This is a genomic window from Pseudarthrobacter sp. SORGH_AS 212 (genome assembly GCF_030818145.1).
Lineage (GTDB): Bacteria > Actinomycetota > Actinomycetes > Actinomycetales > Micrococcaceae > Arthrobacter.
In genome coordinates this window covers 3,490,903-3,507,686 of sequence record NZ_JAUTAA010000001.1, presented here as the reverse complement: position 1 = coordinate 3,507,686, position 16,784 = coordinate 3,490,903, and the positions used below count along the sequence as shown (strand labels likewise).

Below are 16,784 nucleotides of genomic sequence, written 5' to 3'. Positions count from 1 at the left end.
CCTCAGCGCAAGGGCACGATGTCTTCCACGCCCAGGCGGGCGGCGTCTGCGGATTCGTCATCCGGCTGTTGCTGGCTGAGCCGTTCTGCCTCAACCCGGGCAATGTAGTGCCGGACCTCATTTTCGCGCTGAGCGTCGCTCCAGCCGAGGACGTCACCCATCAGTTTAGCGACAACCGGAACAGCGGACACTCCGCGGTCCCAGGCCTCGATGGAAATGCGGGTCCGCCGGGTCAGGACGTCGTGGACGTGCCGGGCGCCTTCGTGGGTGGCTGCGTAGACCGCTTCGGCCTGCAGGTAGTCATCCGCTCCCGGCAGGGGCTCGGCCAGTTCCGGATTCTCTGCGATGAGGGCCAATACTTCCGGGGTCATGGAGCCGTAGCGGTTCAACAGGTGCTCGATGCGGGCCACGTGGACGCCCGTTTCCTCGGCCGTCCGGTTGCGGCGGTTCCAGGCTGCCCGGAACCCGCTGGCTCCCAGCAGCGGGATGGTTTCGGTGCAGCTGGGCGGCACCCGCTCGTCCATGGTGCGGGTGGCCTCGTCCACGGCGTCCTTGGCCATCACGCGGTAGGTGGTCCATTTGCCGCCGGCCACCACCACCAGGCCGGGCACGGGGTGGGCCACGACGTGCTCGCGGGAGAGCTTCGCGGTGGAGTCGTTCTCGCCGGCCAGCAGGGGCCGGAGCCCGGCGTAGACTCCTTCGACGTCTTCGCGCGGGTCAGCGGCCGCTTGAGGACCTTGTTGACGTGCTCGAGGATGTAGTCGATGTCCTTGCTGGTTGCGGCAGGGTGGGCCTTGTCCAGGTGCCAGTCCGTGTCCGTGGTGCCGATGATCCAGTGCCTGCCCCACGGGATGACGAACAGCACGGATTTCTCTGTGCGCAGGATCAGCCCGACGGTTGACTGGAAGCGGTCCCTCGGCACCACCAGGTGGATGCCCTTGGACGCGCGGACCTTCAGTTGCCCGCGGTCCGTGACCATGGCCTGGGTTTCGTCGGTCCAGACACCCGTGGCGTTGATGACCTGCTTGGCACGGACGTTGAACCGGGAGCCGTCCTCGCGGTTTTCCACCTTGGCGCCTACCACCCGCTCGCCTTCGCGGAGGAAGTCCACCACCGCCATCTGGTTGACGGCATGGGCCCCGTAATGCGCGGCAGTACGGACCAGATTGGCGACGTACTTGGCGTCATCCACCTGCCCGTCGTAATAGCGGATGGAGCCCACGAACGCATCGTTCTTCAGGCTCGGCGCCGCCCGCAGGGTGCCGCGCCTGGACAGGTGCTTGTGGAAGGGCACACCGCGGCTGTGGCCGCTGGAGACGGACATGGCGTCATAGAGGGCGATGCCCGCTCCCACATAGGGCCGTTCCACAAAGGGCTTGGTCAGCGGGTAGAGGAAGGGAACAGGCCGGGCCAGGTGGGGCGCCAGTTCGGAAAGCAGCAGCCCGCGTTCCTGCAGAGCCTCCTTGACCAGGGCGAAGTCCAGCATCTCCAGGTAGCGGAGCCCGCCGTGGATGAGCTTGGATGACCGGGAGGACGTTCCGGCTGCCCAGTCACTGGCCTCGACAATGCCTACGCTCAGGCCGCGGGTGACGGCGTCCAGCGCCGCTCCGGTTCCCACGATCCCGCCGCCAACAATCAGGATGTCCAACTCCTGGCCGGGTTCCGTCGTGGCGCGCAGCCGCTGGATGGATGCTTCCCTGGCTTCCGGGCCCAGGGCCCCGCCGCCTGCAGGATCAGTCTTCATTGAACGCCTCCAGTGCCTCAAGTGCCGGTAGTAGAACCACCCTACTTGCTTGGGGCACGCTTTGGCAGGGCGCCCTTTCGGGCGCCCTGCCGGAGTGCGTGGGCGTCAGTTTCCTTCGTAAGGGGAAACCACGACGTCGACCCGCTGGAATTCCTTCAGGTCCGAGTAGCCGGTGGTCGCCATGGAGCGGCGCAGCGCACCGATGAGGTTGGACGTTCCGTTCGTGTGGTGGCCGGGTCCGAAGAGGACTTCCTCCATGGGCCCGACGGTCCCCACGTTGGCCCGGTCCCCGCGCGGGAGTTCCAGGTGGTGGGCTTCCTGGCCCCAATGCCAGCCCTTGCCGGGCGCTTCTTCGGCGCGTGCCAGCGCACTGCCGAGCATGACGGCGTCGGCGCCCATGGCGATCGCCTTGACGATATCGCCTGAGGTGCCCATGCCGCCGTCGGCAATGACATGGACGTACCGCCCGCCGGACTCGTCCATGTAGTCGCGGCGGGCGGCGGCGACGTCGGAAATCGCCGATGCCATCGGCGCGTGGATGCCCAGCGCGCGGCGGGTGGTGGTGGTTGCCCCGCCGCCGAAGCCGACCAGGACGCCTGCGGCGCCGGTGCGCATGAGGTGCAGGGCGGGCGTGTAGCCGGCGGCCCCGCCGACGATCACGGGAACGTCGAGCTCATAGATGAACTGCTTCAGGTTCAGCGGTTCGTGGTCCTTGGAGACGTGCTCGGCGGACACGGTGGTGCCGCGGATGACGAAGATGTCGACGCCGGCGGCCAGGACGGTCTTGTAGTGCTCCTGGGTGCGCTGCGGCGTGAGGGAGCCGGCAACGGTGACGCCGGCTTCACGGATTTCGGCCAGGCGGGACGTGATCAGCTCGGGCTGGATGGGGGCCTTGTAGAGCTCCTGCATCCGGCCGGTGACGGCGGGACTGTTGGTCTCGTCCTCCAGGGCACTGATTTCATCCAGGACTGCCTGCGGGTCCTCGTACCGGGTCCAGAGGCCCTCGAGGTCGAGGACGCCCAGTCCGCCGAGGCGTCCAAGCGCAATGGCCGTCTTGGGAGACATGGCTGAATCCATGGGGGCGGCGATGACCGGCATGTTGAACTGGTAGGCGTCGATCTGCCACGAGACCGAGACGTCCTTGGGGTCACGGGTGCGACGGTTGGGGACGACAGCTATGTCATCCAGGGAGTAGGCACGACGCCCACGCTTGCCACGGCCAATCTCGATCTCGTAAGTCACTGCTCTAGGTTATCCCAGCAGGTTCGGCTGCTTCGCCTGGCCTGCCCCTGGCGCGGACAAGCAGGCGCCCGGATGGGCAGGGCTGCCCATGGCGGCGGCGTGGACCGGGCACGTAGCCTAGGGCGGGGGCTTCGGTGAACGCTCCCGTGCCCAGCTTCCGAGGAGAACCACCATGGCCCCTGGCCTTTACGGCGCCGACATTGAACAATTGCGGTCCTTGTCCAAATCCATGGACCGTTCCGGATCACGCCTGATGGATACCGAACGCCAGATCACCAGCCTGGTGTCGGCCATCGACTGGAAGGGAAACGACGGGGGCCGCTTCCGCCGTGAGTGGAGCGACACGTGGCGTCCCATGATGAAACAGACGTCGCAATCCCTCCTTGAAGCCTCCAAGACCCTGCTCACGCAGGCTGATGAGCAGGAGAACGCCAGCACGGGCGGTTCGTCCGGCGGTCCCGGTACGGCGGGTCCGGGCAGTACTGCCCCGGGCACTAACGGGACGAACCCTCTGGACAGTGTGCTCGGCGTCGCCGCGAGTCCTGGCTGGTGGGGCGCCAACGCCGCCGTGACCGGCGCGGGGCTGTACGCGGACAACCTGCTGGCCACCATGGCCAAGGGTGGACTCCTTACGAAGCTCACGAACTGGCCTTGGCTCAGCGCGCAGTACGCGCAGGTGCCGGGGGTCGGCTATGTGCGCGGAACCCAGCTCCTCAATGGCACGTCCATGCTGGGCAGGCTTTCCGGTGGCCTGGGCATCGTCACCGGTGCGCTCCAGGTGGCACAGGGCATGGAGACCGGCAATACCGGAATGGCGATCGACGGAGGCGTCTCCGCGGTCCTTGCGGCCGGAAGCTTCATCCCGGGCGCAGGACCCTTCTTCGCTGTGGCCGGGATCGCCTGGGGCGGCATGGGACTGCTTGCCTCCAACCTCGGCTACGGATCGGCCTCCGAAATGGTGGCGGACGCCGCCAAGAAGACGGCGGATGCCGTGGCCGACGTCGCGAAGAATACCGTCGATGCCGTAGCCGACGGCGCCAAGAAGGTGTGGGGCTGGCTCACCTGAGGGCCGGCTTCCCTAGAATAAGACCCGAGACTTGTCGACCCTAAGGCTGTTGTGACTATCCAAGAAGACGCACCCCTGCCCATTACCGAACACGAACTCATCGCACTGGTTGCCCTGGCCGGAACGCCGGGCGCACTGAAGTGCCAGAGTCTCTTCAGGCTTGACCACGCTGCCGGGGCGCCGCTCGAACAGGCGGGGGTGGCTACCCTCCTGGAACGTGGACTGATGACCGTTGAAGGGGAAAGCCTCGTGCCGGCAGGCCCGGCCGCAAGCGTGGCAGGGGTCCTCGCGGACTCCGACGCCTGGCTGGAGGTCGCCCTGGTAACGCCCAAGGCGGAGCATGTGTACTTCCTGTTCGGTTCGGAAAACGGCGCCCTGGTCCTCAGCCTCAGCAAGTTCGGTGTGCACGAACTGCGCCCGCTGACCGATGCCGACGGCATGTTCACCACCGCCGTCGAGATGGTCACGTTCTACCTTGGGACCGCACCGGACGGACGCCCGGCGGCCGGCACGGTCCGCCGGCACCTCGCGGACGGCACCTTCCACTCCGTCCACGTCAAGACTGAGGCCGACGGTTCCCTGGAGATCGTCGCCGGTGACGACGCCAAACCCTCCCCCGCGCCGCTGCCATCGGAGGACCTTGAGGACCAGCTCCGCCGGGGACTGGGCCTGCTCCCGGCATGACACACCACATTCCCTTCCCTGCCGGCGCGCCCGCGCATTCGCTCGACCACTGGCTCTCGCCCGAGCTGGCCCGCATCAGCCCGCCCAACGCGCCGTCCCGGCTGCGGCAGTTGGCCGATGCCCAGGGCACCATCGCTGCCGGCTGGAGCAGCGCGATCGCGGGTGGACCCGTCCTGGCCCTTGCTGGTGCATTCTTTTCAGCCATGTACGGACATCCGGCCCCGGTACTGGTGTTGGTCCCGCTGGGGGCGGCACTGACGCTGCTGGGCGTGTGGTCCTGGAAACGGGTGCGAGCGTCACTTCCGGATACCGGCAGGCTCCTCATCAGCCGTGGCCCCGGATCGGCCCGCGGCGGCATCGCCATGGTGTCAGTCCTGGCAGTTGCCTTGGCGGGGATCCTGGCGCTGTACCTGCCCTCCGCCGCTGCCAAGGGTGACGGCTCGGCCATCACCCTGGTGGGCGCCTTCGTGCTGCTTTTGGCCCTCCTGGTCGCATGCATCGTGGTCCCGTCCACGGTCATGGGCCGTGCCCGGCAGTCATTCAGGCTGCGGGTTCAGGCCAACCCCGGGCTCCGGAGGGCTGTGGAAGCAGATCTGGCGGTTTGGCGGGACCCCCACGGCAACGCCGGCTACGGCCCGCTGTGAGCCGGTAGCTGGGGCAGCCCGATGCACAATCGCTGGATCTTCGACGGGCACATTGCCGGGATCGGCACCTCATCCGGCCTGCGTGCTGTGGTGGGCATGTGGCAGAGTTCCCCCTTTGGCTCTTTTGCGGATGTCATGGTCCAGCAGCCCTCAGGGCACAGGCGGCTGTTGGCACCCACGCAAGCCATTGCGGAGTTCATCTCCGCCACCTACAGGTTTGACGATGTGCAGGTGGTCGACGTCCGCGCAGTCCTGGCGGACCGGGCCCTGCGGGTCGATGCCGGCCCGCTGGCAATCCGGGCGGCGACCGGGCGCAGGACGTTACTGGGTTCGGCGCTGAGAGTGCTTCCGCACCGGCTGGCCGTGCATCCACGCTGGCTGGGCGCCGTCAGCCCCCTCGCGTCACTGGTGGCTCCGGGTGCCCGGACGTTCGGGACCGCCGGCAGCGGCAGGCTCGAGTACTACGGGGTGAGCGACCTCCACCATGTCAGGTCCGCCGTCGTCAGCTGGGATGGTGCCGATGCCGGGGCACTCGCTCAGGTCCTGCCGCCGGTGACCTTCGGGTTCAGCAGCGTGCCGCCCCGCCCCAGCCTCGCCCGGGTGCGTACCACCGTGGAAGGGCAGGATCCAGTCCGGCGTTGATTCAGGGCTGGCCGGCTTCATCCACGGTGAGCTGGGATTCGAACATCCGGAAGTAGCGGCCGCGGAGGGCCACCAGTTCTTTGTGTGTTCCCTGCTCCACCACTTGTCCGTCCTCCAGCATGTAGACCACGTCCGCCTTCTCGATGGTGGCGAGCCGGTGGCTGATGGCGATGATGGTGCTGCTGCGGTCCGCGAAAAGCCTGGTGAAGATCCGGTGCTCGGCAAGGGCATCGATGGCTGATGTGGGTTCGTCCATCACCATGAACGCTGCGTCCCGGTAGAAGTTGCGGGCCATGGCCAGCCGCTGCCATTGGCCTCCGGACAGGCCGCTTCCCTTGCGGCCGCGCGGGTCCTCCATCCAGTTGCTGACGTGGTTCTCCAGGCCGTTGGGGAGCTTGTTGATGAAGTCCAGCGCCTCCGCGTCTGCCGCCGAACGGCGGATCCTGGCCTCGTCCCGGGGGCTTTGCACATCCCCGAAGTAGATGTTCTCTGCCGCGGTGGCGAACTCGTACTTGAGGAACTCCTGGCTGAGCACCGCCAGGTGCCGGTGCCAGGAGGTGACGTCCACCGCGGCGAGGTCGACGCCGTCGAGCATCACCTGCCCGGAATCCGGACGGTAGAGGCCGGCGAGGATGCGGATCAGCGTCGATTTGCCGGCACCGTTCTCCCCCACGATGGCGATGTGCTGGCCCTCCCGGATGGTCATGCTGATGCCGCGGATCACCTCCACGTCGCTGCCCGTGTAGGTGAAGCGGATGTCCCGGAGGTCCACTTGGCGCGGAGCGGCCGGCAGCGGCGGGGCGTGCCCGGAGTGGACGGGCAGGTCCATGAACAGTTCGTAATCCTTAAGATTGGCAAGGTCCTCGTCGATGGAGCTGAGCGAGGAGACGAGGTTGTTCGCCGTGGACAGGGCCCGGCTGACGATCTGCTGGACGTAGAGGAACTGGCCCACAGGCTGGGCGTGCGCAATGATCTGGCCCACCACCCAGATCAGCGAAACCACCTCAGCACCGTACTGGAGGGCGTCGGCGGCCAGCTGGCGGGGAATGTAGCGCCGCTGGTAATCGAGCCGGCGCCGTTCGTCCGCGTCCCGCAGGCGGGACCTGAGGCCCATCAGGAAACCGACCACGCCGTAGAGCCGCATCTCGGCGATGTGCTGGGGGCGGAGCAGGTTGGTTTCGATCATCCGCCGCTGCCGCCGGGAATCCACCTGGGTGTTCCAGTGCGTTATCTGTTCACGGGACAGCTTGAACTGCAGGTAGACGCTGGGGATGATCGCCACCAGGACGATCACCGCTATCCACCAGCTGACCAGCAGCAGTGCCCCCACCGCCAGGATGACGGAGACCAGTTGCGTGAAGATCGCCGCGATGCGGTCCAGGACCCGGGCATAGGAATCCGAAAAGCGCTTGGCCCGGTCGTAAAGATCGACCGTCTCCTTGTCGTCGTAGCGCCAAAATTCCAGTGCCAGGAACCGTTCGTACATCTGGTCCCCGACGATGGCGCCCACCTTGAAGCTCATGAGCTGCTGGATGTAGCGGTCCACGCTGGTGAAGGCTCCCCAGAAAAGGCCGAGCACTGCGGTGATGACGACGTAGACGATGGCCCGTTGTCCCGCCCCGGAGTCGCCGGCATACGCCGCCGCGAGGGCAGTGGTGGTGAGGGCCGCGAAATAGGTGGTGACGAGCGGCAGGACGGCGGAGATGAGTGAGCCGAGCACCTTCATGACCACGGCCCCCGGGGACGCCCGGAAGCTCACCCGCAGGACCTGGGCCACAGCGCGGGCATAGGGCCGCAGGGCCAGCCTGCGTGCGGGCTCGCGTTTGGGACTTAGTTCGGCCGGATGGCGCGGTTGGGACATGCCATCAGCCTATTACCGCCGGCGGGACGGATTTTCGCAGCAAAAAAGATGGGATGGGCAGGCTGCCCATCCCATCGTCAGTGCCAGCGTCAGCGTGAACCGTAGTTCGGCGCCTCCACCGTCATTTGGATGTCGTGCGGGTGCGATTCCTTGAGCCCCGCCGGGGTGATCCGGACAAACTTGCCGCGGGCCTTGAGTTCGGGAATGGTCGGCGCGCCGGTGTAGAACATGGTCTGGCGCAGGCCGCCGACGAGCTGGTACGCCACGGAGGACAACGGGCCGCGGTAGGCCACGCGTCCCTCGATGCCCTCGGGGATCAGCTTGTCATCGCCGGAAACGTCGGCCTGGAAGTAACGGTCCTTGGAGTAGGACGTGTTTTTGCCCCGGGACTGCATGGCGCCCAGGGAGCCCATGCCGCGGTAGGACTTGTACTGCTTGCCGTTGACGAAAATCAGGTCACCCGGGGATTCGTCACAGCCTGCCAGGAGCGATCCGAGCATGACCGTGTCAGCACCGGCCACCAGGGCCTTTCCGATGTCGCCGGAGTACTGCAGGCCGCCGTCGGCAATCAGCGGGACGCCGGCAGGAATGGCGGCCTTGGCGGATTCGTAGATGGCGGTGATCTGAGGAACGCCGACGCCGGCCACCACGCGGGTGGTGCAGATGGAGCCGGGACCGACGCCAACCTTGATGCCGTCAGCGCCCGCGTCGATCAGCGCCTGCGCGCCTTCGCGGGTGGCTGCCTGGCCGCCGATGACGTCCACGTGGGCAGCCACGGGGTCCGACTTGAGCCGCCTGATCATGTCCAGAACACCCTGCGAGTGGCCGTTGGCGGTGTCCACGAACAGGGCGTCAACGCCGGCGTCGATCAGCGTCATGGCGCGCTCCCAGCCGTCCCCGAAGAAGCCGATGGCTGCGCCGACGCGGAGGCGGCCTTCGTCATCCTTGGTGGCCAGGGGGTACTGCTCGGCCTTGGTGAAGTCCTTGGTTGTGATCAGGCCCTTGAGCCGGCCCTGCTCGTCAACCAGGGGCAGCTTCTCGATCTTGTTGGTGGCCAGCTTGTGCGAAGCTTCATCGCGGCTGATCCCCACATGCCCGGTGATCAGGGGCATTTTGGTCATGACGTCGCTGACGAGCCGCAGCGGAAAGTCGGACTCCGGCACGAAGCGGGTGTCGCGGTTGGTGACGATGCCCAGCAGGCGGTTCGCCTCATCCACCACAGGCAGGCCCGAGACGCGGTACTGCGCGCAGAGGTCATCAAGCTCGCGGAGGGTGGCCTCCGGGCGGATGGTCAGCGGATTGGTGATCATGCCCGACTCGCTGCGCTTGACGCGGTCAACCTGGTCGGCCTGGTCGGCGATGGACAGGTTGCGGTGCACCACGCCCAAGCCGCCCTGGCGGGCCATGGCGATGGCCATGCGGGACTCCGTAACGGTGTCCATTGCAGCTGACAGCAGCGGGGTCTGCACGGTGATCCGCTTGGAGATCCGGGAGGAAGTGTCGGCGTCCGACGGGATGACGTCCGTGTGCCCCGGCAGGAGCAGGACGTCGTCGTAGGTCAGGCCGATGAGGCCAAAGGGGTTGTGTTCGGGCTCGGTCATGAGTGCGCCTCTTACCTTGGTTGCTGGGGCGGGTAGGGGTTGCAGCCGATGACCAGCCCGTCATTACGGAACTGGCCTGTGCAGGACACACTCCGGAAACGCCGCTAGCGTCGGCCGGCCATCCGGAGCAGAAAGTGTTGAGTAAATATTAGAACCTTCGCGCCAATCCCCCTATTCCAGCCGGACGATGTGAGCAACCGCACTCCCCCGGCCCCACGCCTCGGCGTGCGGCCCGCAAGGACCTGGCTCAGGTCCAGCCGGTGGCGGCCAGCATCCGTTGCTCGAACATGGGAATCATGGATTCGGCGTAGGTCCTGCTCAGGTGGTTGTCGTCCTTGTACACATAGACATTGCCCACCACCGCGGGGCAGACGCCGCGGGCGCAGATGAAGTCGCTCATGTCCATCAGGTGCAGGCCATCCACCTTGCCGCGGTAATTTTCCAGCGGCGAAGGCTCCACCAGGGACTCGGCGACGGGCGGGTTGCATTCCGGAGCGTCCGCACCGTTGCGCTGGACGCACTCGGGCATGTTGAACGTGAACCTGGGGTTGTCGCGGATGCCCAGGATTTCGATCCCCGCGTCAGCAAACGGGCGGATGCCGTCCAGGTAGCCGGGGACCTCCGTTTCGAACGGGGCTTCCTCGTGCGTCAGGGATGCCACGGTGAAGACGGCGTCGGGCCGGTGTTCCAGCACGTAGCCAGCGCTTGCCCTGTTGTAGGCGTTGCATTCGGCGGTCCTGGTGTCCGACTCGGCACCGAACCTGCAGGCAGGCATCAGCAGCGTGACCAGTTCCCAGCCTTTGGCCGCCGCGATGGGGGCCAGCGCGCCGAGGTACTGCTGCGAGTGGGAATCGCCCAGGACGACGATGCGCTTGGTGCCGCCGCCTTCGGGGATTTCCTGGCGGCACCCTTCCAGGATGGGATCGTCCGTGGCGTTGGACCCGCTGCAGGGGGTCTGGATACCGGCCCAGTCATTGTCCAGGGCTGAGGGCCCGGGGATGATCCTCGCGGCGGGCGCGGGGTCCGCTTCGATCCCCGGGGTGAGCACCGCGGCGCCGGGCGTCAGCTCCCTCGGCTGGGCCGCCGTCGCGGTTTCCTCCGCGGTGAGGAAGGTCTGCCAGACGGAAACGGGTCCCGCGAGGATGGCACCGCAGGCGGCAATCACGACGGCGGTGCGCCAGGCCCGCAGCTTGGGCCAGTGCCAGTCCCGCAGCGGTTTCTCCACGAACCGGGTGGTGAGGACGGCCAGCAGGACGGACGCACCGACGATGCCCAGCCCCTGCATGAGGTTCGGGGCTTGGACGCCGGTGGCCGCGAGCGCGAGGACCAGTACCGGCCAGTGCCACAGGTACAGGGCGTAGGAGTTGTCGCCCAGCGCCACGGCCGGCTTGCTGCTGAGCACACGGTCCACGCCGTACCGGCTCCCGGTCTGTCCTGCCACGATGATCGCGGCGGCGGACAGGGTGGGCCACAGCGCCACGAAACCGGGGAAGGACCTGTCCACCGTCAGGAGGAGGCCGCACGACACCATTCCGACCAGGCCGGCCCAGCCCAGAACAACACGCAGCGCCTTGCCGGGTTTGAGGTACGGCAGTGCGAGCGCCAGCAGGGAGCCCAGTGCGAACTCCCAAAGCCTGGCCCGGGTGTCGAAGTAGGCGTAGGCCTGGTTGCCTGCCGTTTGTTCAATGGAGTAGGCCAGCGACACTGCGAACACGGCGCCGAAGCCGACACCCAGGAGGCCCCGGTAGGTCAGTCCTGCGCAGGCCGGGAGGCGGCGCAGCACAGCGAGGATGCCGGCGGCGGCCGCGAAGATGAGCGGCCAGAGGATGAATACCTGGCCTTGGATGGACAGCGACCAGAAGTGTTGCAGCGGGCTGGCTCCGGCGTGGTCCTGGGCGTAGTAATCCACGGCGGTGTCGGCAAGCAGCCAGTTCTGCCGGTACAGCAGGGAGGCCCAGGCCTGGTCCAGGATCTGCGGCCAGCGGCCCTGCGGCAGGATCAGCCAGGTGCCGGCCAGCACGCCGAGGATGACCACGACGGCGGCGGGCAGCAGGCGCTTAAAGAGGTGCAGCCAGTGTCCCAGCAACCCGAAGGGGCGGCCCGTTTCGGCTTTCCGGACGAAGGACAGCGTGAGGAGGAAGGCCGAAATCAGCAGGAAGATGTCCACGCCACCGGAGACCCTCCCCAGCCAGACGTGGTAGGCCACGACCATCAGGACGGCGAGGGCCCGCAGTCCCTGGACCTCTGGCCTGAAGGAGGCCGTCCGGGTCTTGGCACCTGCCGCCGGCTGCACCTTATCGCTGCCTGTCATTTCCACCCCGTTGCTTCGAAGAAGCGCCTGCCAAACTCGTCAGCCATGCTTTCGGTGTATTCGGCGGTGAGGTGGTTGTCGTCCAGGTACACGAAGATGTTCCCGACCACTCCCGGACATTCTGTTGCCGTGCAGATACGGTCTGTGAGGTCCAGGATTGCCAGATCCGGCAGGCTGTCCTTGAGGGCGGCCAGGGGATTCTCCGGCGCCAGGGCGTCCCGCACGGCCGGGCGGCATGACTGGGCGTCCGGGCCGTCCGTCACCACACATTCGGCCATGTTGAATGTAAACCGGGGATTGTCCCTGAGTGCCACCACGTCGATGCCCTTGTCCATCCACGGCCCCACAAGGTCCGCGAAGCCCGGCGTCAGTTCCTCTGCGAAACTGGAAGGCGCCGCTGCGGTGCCCAGCAGGATGATGGCATCCGGCTGCTGCCGCTCGATCTCTTTCTGGACGGAAGCGTTGTAGGTTTCGCAATCGTCGCTGGCCGCCTTCCCGGCCGGCGCGACTTTGCAGGCGCCCTTCAGCATGGAGTACAGGAGCCAGTTGTTTTGCGCGGCGATGGGTTTGACGGCTCCGGACCACTGCTGCGCATGGCTGTCCCCCAGCACCAGGACGCGACGCGACGGATTACCGGATGGCTTCTGTTCAAAGCAGGTGTCCTTCACCGCCTGGTCCTGCGGAGTGATGTCGCCCGTGCAGGGCCCGTCGAGTGAAACCCAGTTCTGGGGCAGGTCGGTGGCAGTCGGCAGCAGGGTGACGTCGCCGGCCGGCACGGTGCCGGTGAACGCCGGATCCAGCGCCCGCGAGCCCGGATTGTTCGCCACTTTCTGCTCCTGGGCCACCCGGCGCTCTGTGTCCAGCTGGTTGCGCCACAGCGCCAGGGGCGCCGCCGCCACGGAAACGGCCAGCATGATGGCCAGCACGGCACGGCGTTTCCTGGCCTCGGGCCACTTCCATTCCCGCCAGGGCTTTTCAATAAAGCGTGTGGTCAGGTACGCGAGGGCAAGCGCCGAGACGATGATGACCGTGCCGGACAGCCAGCCCGCATGTTCCTTTCCGGTCCATGCCAGCGCGAGCACCAGCACCGGCCAATGCCAGAGGTACAGCCCGTAGGAGATGTCTCCCAGCTTGACCAGGGGTTTGGAGCTGAGGATCCGGTCCACGCCGGCCGGGCTTTGCGTCTGGCCGGCCACAATGACGAATGCGGCCGCGACGGTTGGCCACAGTGCTGCCACGCCGGGAAAAGCTGCCTGGACGTTGAGCAGGATGCCGCAGGCGAGCATGGCGATGACACCCACCCAGCCCATGGCGATGCGCACAGCACGGGACAGCCGCAGCCCGGGAAGGACAAGGGCCACCAGCGTGCCCAATGCGAATTCCCAGAGCCGGGCGCCTGTGTCGAAGTATGCCTGGACCTGGTTGGTGGCCGTGAAGTAGATCGAATACGCCAGCGAGACGAGGAATACGAGGAAGAACACGTAGGCCAGCAGCGGCCGGTAGGAAAGTCTGAACCGGCGGGCCGCCCAGGCGGCGGCGAGGAAGATCAGCGGCCACAGGATGAACACCTGGCCCTGGATGGACAGCGACCAGAAGTGCTGCAGGGGGCTGGCAAGGCTGTGGTCGTTCGCGTAGTAGTCCACGGCCTGCGCCTGCAGAAGCCGGTTCTCCGAGTAGAACAGCGAAGCCCAGCCCTGGTCGATGAGGTCCAGCCACCGGGTCCGCGGCAGGACCAGGTAGGAGACGGCCAGGGTGGCAACAATGACGGTGACGGCGGCGGGAAGGAGCCTCCGGAACAGGTGCAGCCAGTGCTTGCGCAGGGCGAAAGGCTCCCTGCGCTCGTGGCGCCCGACGAACTGGAAGGTCATCAGGAACGCGGAGATCAGGAGGAAGACGTCCACGCCCCCTGACACCCTTCCGAACCACACGTGGTAGGTCACCACCATGAGGACAGCGAGGGATCGAAGGCCCTGGATTTCGGGGCGATATGACGACTTTCGGGACGCCTGCCGGCGGTCAGCGGCAGGCGCCGTCGCTCCCTTGGTCCACAGTGTTGGCACAATCAAACCCTTCGGAGCGCGTAATCAACCGTCGAGTTTAGCGGAAGGCGGCGCTCCTTCCCGAATCTACAGCGTGTCGTTCCGGCAGCCTGCCGGCCAGATACCGGGCATCGCGGACGCTTCCGGTCACTGTGGCGGACGCCGCGGCGTACTGGAAATTCCGGCCGAGGAAGTAGAGGCCGGGAGTGTCCAGAGCTTCCCCGCGGTACTGCCGCTGTCCTTCCCCGGCGCCGGCCAGGGCCGGGTCAACCCAGTCCAGGTCCTCCTGGTATCCCGTGCACCAGATGACGTTTGCGACGTCTGGGCGCGTCCCGTTTGCGAGGACAGGCAGCCCGCCCTCCACGCCGCTGACCCTGGGGACGAACTGGACACCGGCGGCAGCGAGGTCGCGGCGCTTGGTCCTGATCAGTGGCGCCCCGTGGGCTGTGAACTCCGGCGCAACCTTCCGTCCCACCGGGGTGCCCAGGCTCAGGACGTGCAGGCCTGCGAACCGGACCAGGGGCAGGATGAAGCGGGCTGTTGTCCGGCCGTGCTTGAACGGCATTTCCTTGGGCGCGTTCGCGGCAACAAGTGTTGCGTGGGTGCGGGCCACCTCTTTGGCGATTTCGGCTCCGGAGTTGCCCAGTCCCACCACCAGGACGGGGCCGTCCTGGAGTTGTGAGGGGTTCTTGTAGGCGCTGGAGTGGAACTGCACTATTGAGTCCGTCAGTTCCGCGGCAAACGGCGGAACCTTGGGATGCCGTTCCGCGCCCGTGGCCAGGACCACGTTGTGGGCCTCCCATTGCTGCCCCTTCGCGGCGGCCACAAAGCGGCCGCCCTCACGCCAGAGGCGTTCCACCCTGACTCCCGTCAGCACCGGAAGCTCCAGGCCGGCCGCGTAGCGTTCCAGGTAGTCGGCCATGTCGTCCTTGCCGGGAAAGGACAGCGGATCCGCCGGAAAGGGAACTCCGGGAAGTCCGTTGTATTTTGCCGGGGTGAAGAGGCGCAGGGAATCCCAGCGCAACCTCCAGCCGTCACCGATCCTCGGGTTGGCATCGAGAATCAGGAATTGCCGGCCCTGGCGGGACAGATGGTGGCCGATCGCCAGCCCTGCCTGCCCGCCGCCGATCACCAGGGTGTCCAGCACTTCCGGAGCGCTGTTGGTACCTGCAGTACCGGTGGTGTTCTCGTTCATGCTCTGAGGCTATGCCCGGGCCCGCCCGGCGTGCGTCGGCAAAAGTGTGCAAATCCGCGGTGCCCTCCAATGGGTATTTCTACCCAGCAGCGATCAGCCGGCGAGCCCGTGTTTGAAGGCATAACGCGTGGCGGCTGCCCGCGACGTGAGGCCCAGCTTGAGGAAGATGTTGCTGACGTGGCGTGCCACCGTCTTTTCACTAAGGAAGAGCCCGACGGCGATGGCACGGTTTCCCTGCCCGGACGCCACCAGCCGCAGGACCTGCTCCTCGCGCGGGGTGAGCGGCCCGGCCACCTTGCCACGGCCACGCGGCATCAGCGAGGCCGCCCACGCAGCGGCAGGCGCTGCACCGAGTCCGGCCAGCGCCTCGTGCGCGGCAGCGAGCTCCATGTCGGCCGAAGTTTCGTCGCCAAGCCCCAGGCAGGCCTGCCCGATGAGCACCCTGCACCGCGCGGCCTCATAGGGCACGCCGAGGTCGAACCAGAGGCGCCATGCCCGCCGCAGTGCTGCGCAGGCCCCCAGTGGGTCTGCCTCCGCCAGCCGGACAGCGCCGTCAGCCTGGGCCGCGACGGCGCGCACCATGGGCGTGGCGGACCCTGCGGCGAAGCGGCCCAGTTCATCGGCTCCCTGCCGTGCCGCCGCCACATCCGGAACTGCCAGTTCGATTTCCACCAGTGCAGGCAACAGGTGCCGTCGGATGGCGGCGTCCGCGGTTCCGGCTGCCCTGCGGATCATCGACTGTGCCTGCTGTATGTCTCCGCGCTGGAGTACCAGGAGGGCCAGGCCCGGCTGCGGCTCAAACCCGCTGTTGGCAGCACTGCTGAAGGAAAGGCCTGCCGCGTCCAGCTGGCCGCGAAGCCGCTGCACCTCGCCCCGCTGGTAGTTGGCTCCGAACAGCACCTCGGGGTCGTTGCCCGCAGTGCGTGCATCCGCCGTGGTGGCCGCGGCCAGCGCCTCTTCCCAGGCTCCGTGCCAGCGGAAGAGCTCTGCCCGGTGGGCCTGGCACTGGCCGCTGAATGCCGCCATGTCCGGCTGCCCGGCACACCAGCGGTCAAGTGCTGCCGTCCATTCCAGTGCCCGGCCGAGGTCGAAGGCCAGCTGGCAGGATGCAATGACGGCGCAGTAGGCAATCCCCGACGGTATGGCCGAAACTTCACCGGCTGTGACCGCAACCATGACCTCGTCGAAGATCTGCAGGCCCTCCTCCACCCGGCCCTGTCCCACCGCTGCCTGGCCGGTACCGAGCAGGGCGAGCGCCATGAGGTCCCGGTCCTGGAAGGCCTGGCCAATGCCGGCGGCCCGGGCGAGCAGCTCAAGGGCTCCCCCGGGGTCACCCTGGTGCAGGCGTGCCAGGGACATCGGGATCATCAGGAACCCCTCGACGGCGTCCGGCCGCGGGATCTCCGCCACCAGCCGCTGCCCCCGGGCCAGCCACCCGCCCGCACGTTCTCCCTCGCCAAAGTGCATGAGGTGGATTGCCATCCAGCCCGCACAGCGGGCGGCCCCGGCAAGGTCGCCTACCACCAGGTATTCCTCATGGGCCCGGGTCAGCGACGCAAACCCGGCAGCGGCGCTGCCGGTCAGGATTTCGGCGGTGGCAAGGCGTTCGAGGTCCGCCGCGGGAAGTCCGCCCGATTGGTCTGCTTCCCGCAGGGTTTGGAAGGCATCGGTCCAACGCTGCTCGCGGAATGCCGCGCGGCCGCGGTCCAGGCCGTCATCCAGTCCTGTTTCAGCCGACACCTGGCCTCCTTCCGG

General features: G+C 67.2%; 11 protein-coding genes and 1 pseudogene. 4 read left to right on the top strand and 8 right to left on the bottom strand.

The genetic code is table 11. From position 1 onward, the window contains the following. Positions 1 to 2: 2 nt before the first annotated feature. Positions 3 to 1,744: pseudogene (locus QE394_RS16095) on the bottom strand (glycerol-3-phosphate dehydrogenase/oxidase). 105 nt (positions 1,745 to 1,849) lie between these two features. Continuing rightward, on the bottom strand, positions 1,850 to 2,986 hold the full coding sequence (locus QE394_RS16090) for a GuaB3 family IMP dehydrogenase-related protein (RefSeq protein WP_056075168.1): 1,137 nt from the start codon (positions 2,984 to 2,986) through the stop codon (positions 1,850 to 1,852). 172 nt (positions 2,987 to 3,158) lie between these two features. Here QE394_RS16090 and QE394_RS16085 point away from each other — a divergent pair, with 172 nt between their 5' ends. The 4 genes from QE394_RS16085 to QE394_RS16070 are packed head-to-tail and all read left to right on the top strand — an operon-like array spanning position 3,159 to position 6,022. Next, positions 3,159 to 4,052: a hypothetical protein gene (locus QE394_RS16085; RefSeq protein WP_349035061.1), complete on the top strand. Its 894-nt coding sequence runs from the start codon at positions 3,159 to 3,161 to the stop codon at positions 4,050 to 4,052. 51 nt (positions 4,053 to 4,103) lie between these two features. Beyond that, positions 4,104 to 4,736 carry a hypothetical protein gene (locus QE394_RS16080; protein WP_349035060.1) on the top strand — a complete coding sequence of 211 codons (633 nt, stop codon included), beginning with the start codon at positions 4,104 to 4,106 and terminating at the stop codon, positions 4,734 to 4,736. Beyond that, positions 4,733 to 5,380 carry a hypothetical protein gene (locus QE394_RS16075; RefSeq protein WP_056075175.1) on the top strand — a complete coding sequence of 216 codons (648 nt, stop codon included), beginning with the start codon at positions 4,733 to 4,735 and terminating at the stop codon, positions 5,378 to 5,380. Before QE394_RS16080 ends, QE394_RS16075 begins: the two co-directional genes overlap by 4 nt. Before the next feature lie 21 nt (positions 5,381 to 5,401). After that, positions 5,402 to 6,022 (top strand): hypothetical protein, encoded by a 621-nt coding sequence (locus QE394_RS16070; RefSeq protein ID WP_349035059.1) that lies wholly within the window; start codon positions 5,402 to 5,404, stop codon positions 6,020 to 6,022. A gap of 1 nt (position 6,023) precedes the next feature. Here QE394_RS16070 and QE394_RS16065 read toward each other — a convergent pair whose 3' ends face one another. The 6 genes from QE394_RS16065 to QE394_RS16040 all read right to left on the bottom strand — a co-directional run bounded on the left by QE394_RS16065 (position 6,024) and on the right by QE394_RS16040 (position 16,769). Continuing rightward, on the bottom strand, positions 6,024 to 7,883 hold the full coding sequence (locus tag QE394_RS16065) for an ABC transporter ATP-binding protein (RefSeq protein WP_349035058.1): 1,860 nt from the start codon (positions 7,881 to 7,883) through the stop codon (positions 6,024 to 6,026). 89 nt (positions 7,884 to 7,972) lie between these two features. Beyond that, positions 7,973 to 9,484 carry an IMP dehydrogenase gene (guaB, locus tag QE394_RS16060; protein WP_056075184.1) on the bottom strand — a complete coding sequence of 504 codons (1,512 nt, stop codon included), beginning with the start codon at positions 9,482 to 9,484 and terminating at the stop codon, positions 7,973 to 7,975. A gap of 247 nt (positions 9,485 to 9,731) precedes the next feature. Continuing rightward, the gene (locus tag QE394_RS16055) at positions 9,732 to 11,795 is read right to left on the bottom strand and encodes an acyltransferase family protein (RefSeq protein WP_349035057.1); all 2,064 of its coding nucleotides are present in this window, start codon (positions 11,793 to 11,795) and stop codon (positions 9,732 to 9,734) included. Beyond that, positions 11,792 to 13,855 carry an acyltransferase family protein gene (locus QE394_RS16050; protein WP_349035056.1) on the bottom strand — a complete coding sequence of 688 codons (2,064 nt, stop codon included), beginning with the start codon at positions 13,853 to 13,855 and terminating at the stop codon, positions 11,792 to 11,794. Before QE394_RS16050 ends, QE394_RS16055 begins: the two co-directional genes overlap by 4 nt. 37 nt (positions 13,856 to 13,892) lie before the next feature. Next, positions 13,893 to 15,029, bottom strand: coding sequence for an NAD(P)-binding domain-containing protein (locus tag QE394_RS16045; RefSeq protein WP_349035055.1), 1,137 nt, complete (start codon positions 15,027 to 15,029; stop codon positions 13,893 to 13,895). Positions 15,030 to 15,122: 93 nt separating this feature from the next. Further along, positions 15,123 to 16,769: a response regulator transcription factor gene (locus QE394_RS16040; protein ID WP_349035054.1), complete on the bottom strand. Its 1,647-nt coding sequence runs from the start codon at positions 16,767 to 16,769 to the stop codon at positions 15,123 to 15,125. Positions 16,770 to 16,784: the final 15 nt, after the last annotated feature.

Excerpts from the sequence above, each read along its gene's own strand:
- QE394_RS16085 (WP_349035061.1), top strand. The coding sequence starts at position 3,159 with ATGGCCCCTGGCCTTTACGGCGCCGACATTGAACAATTGCGGTCCTTG.
- QE394_RS16075 (WP_056075175.1), top strand. The coding sequence starts at position 4,733 with ATGACACACCACATTCCCTTCCCTGCCGGCGCGCCCGCGCATTCGCTC.
- QE394_RS16070 (WP_349035059.1), top strand. The coding sequence starts at position 5,402 with ATGCACAATCGCTGGATCTTCGACGGGCACATTGCCGGGATCGGCACC.
- QE394_RS16065 (WP_349035058.1), bottom strand. The coding sequence starts at position 7,883 with ATGTCCCAACCGCGCCATCCGGCCGAACTAAGTCCCAAACGCGAGCCC.
- guaB (WP_056075184.1), bottom strand. The coding sequence starts at position 9,484 with ATGACCGAGCCCGAACACAACCCCTTTGGCCTCATCGGCCTGACCTAC.
- QE394_RS16055 (WP_349035057.1), bottom strand. The coding sequence starts at position 11,795 with ATGACAGGCAGCGATAAGGTGCAGCCGGCGGCAGGTGCCAAGACCCGG.
- QE394_RS16045 (WP_349035055.1), bottom strand. The coding sequence starts at position 15,029 with ATGAACGAGAACACCACCGGTACTGCAGGTACCAACAGCGCTCCGGAA.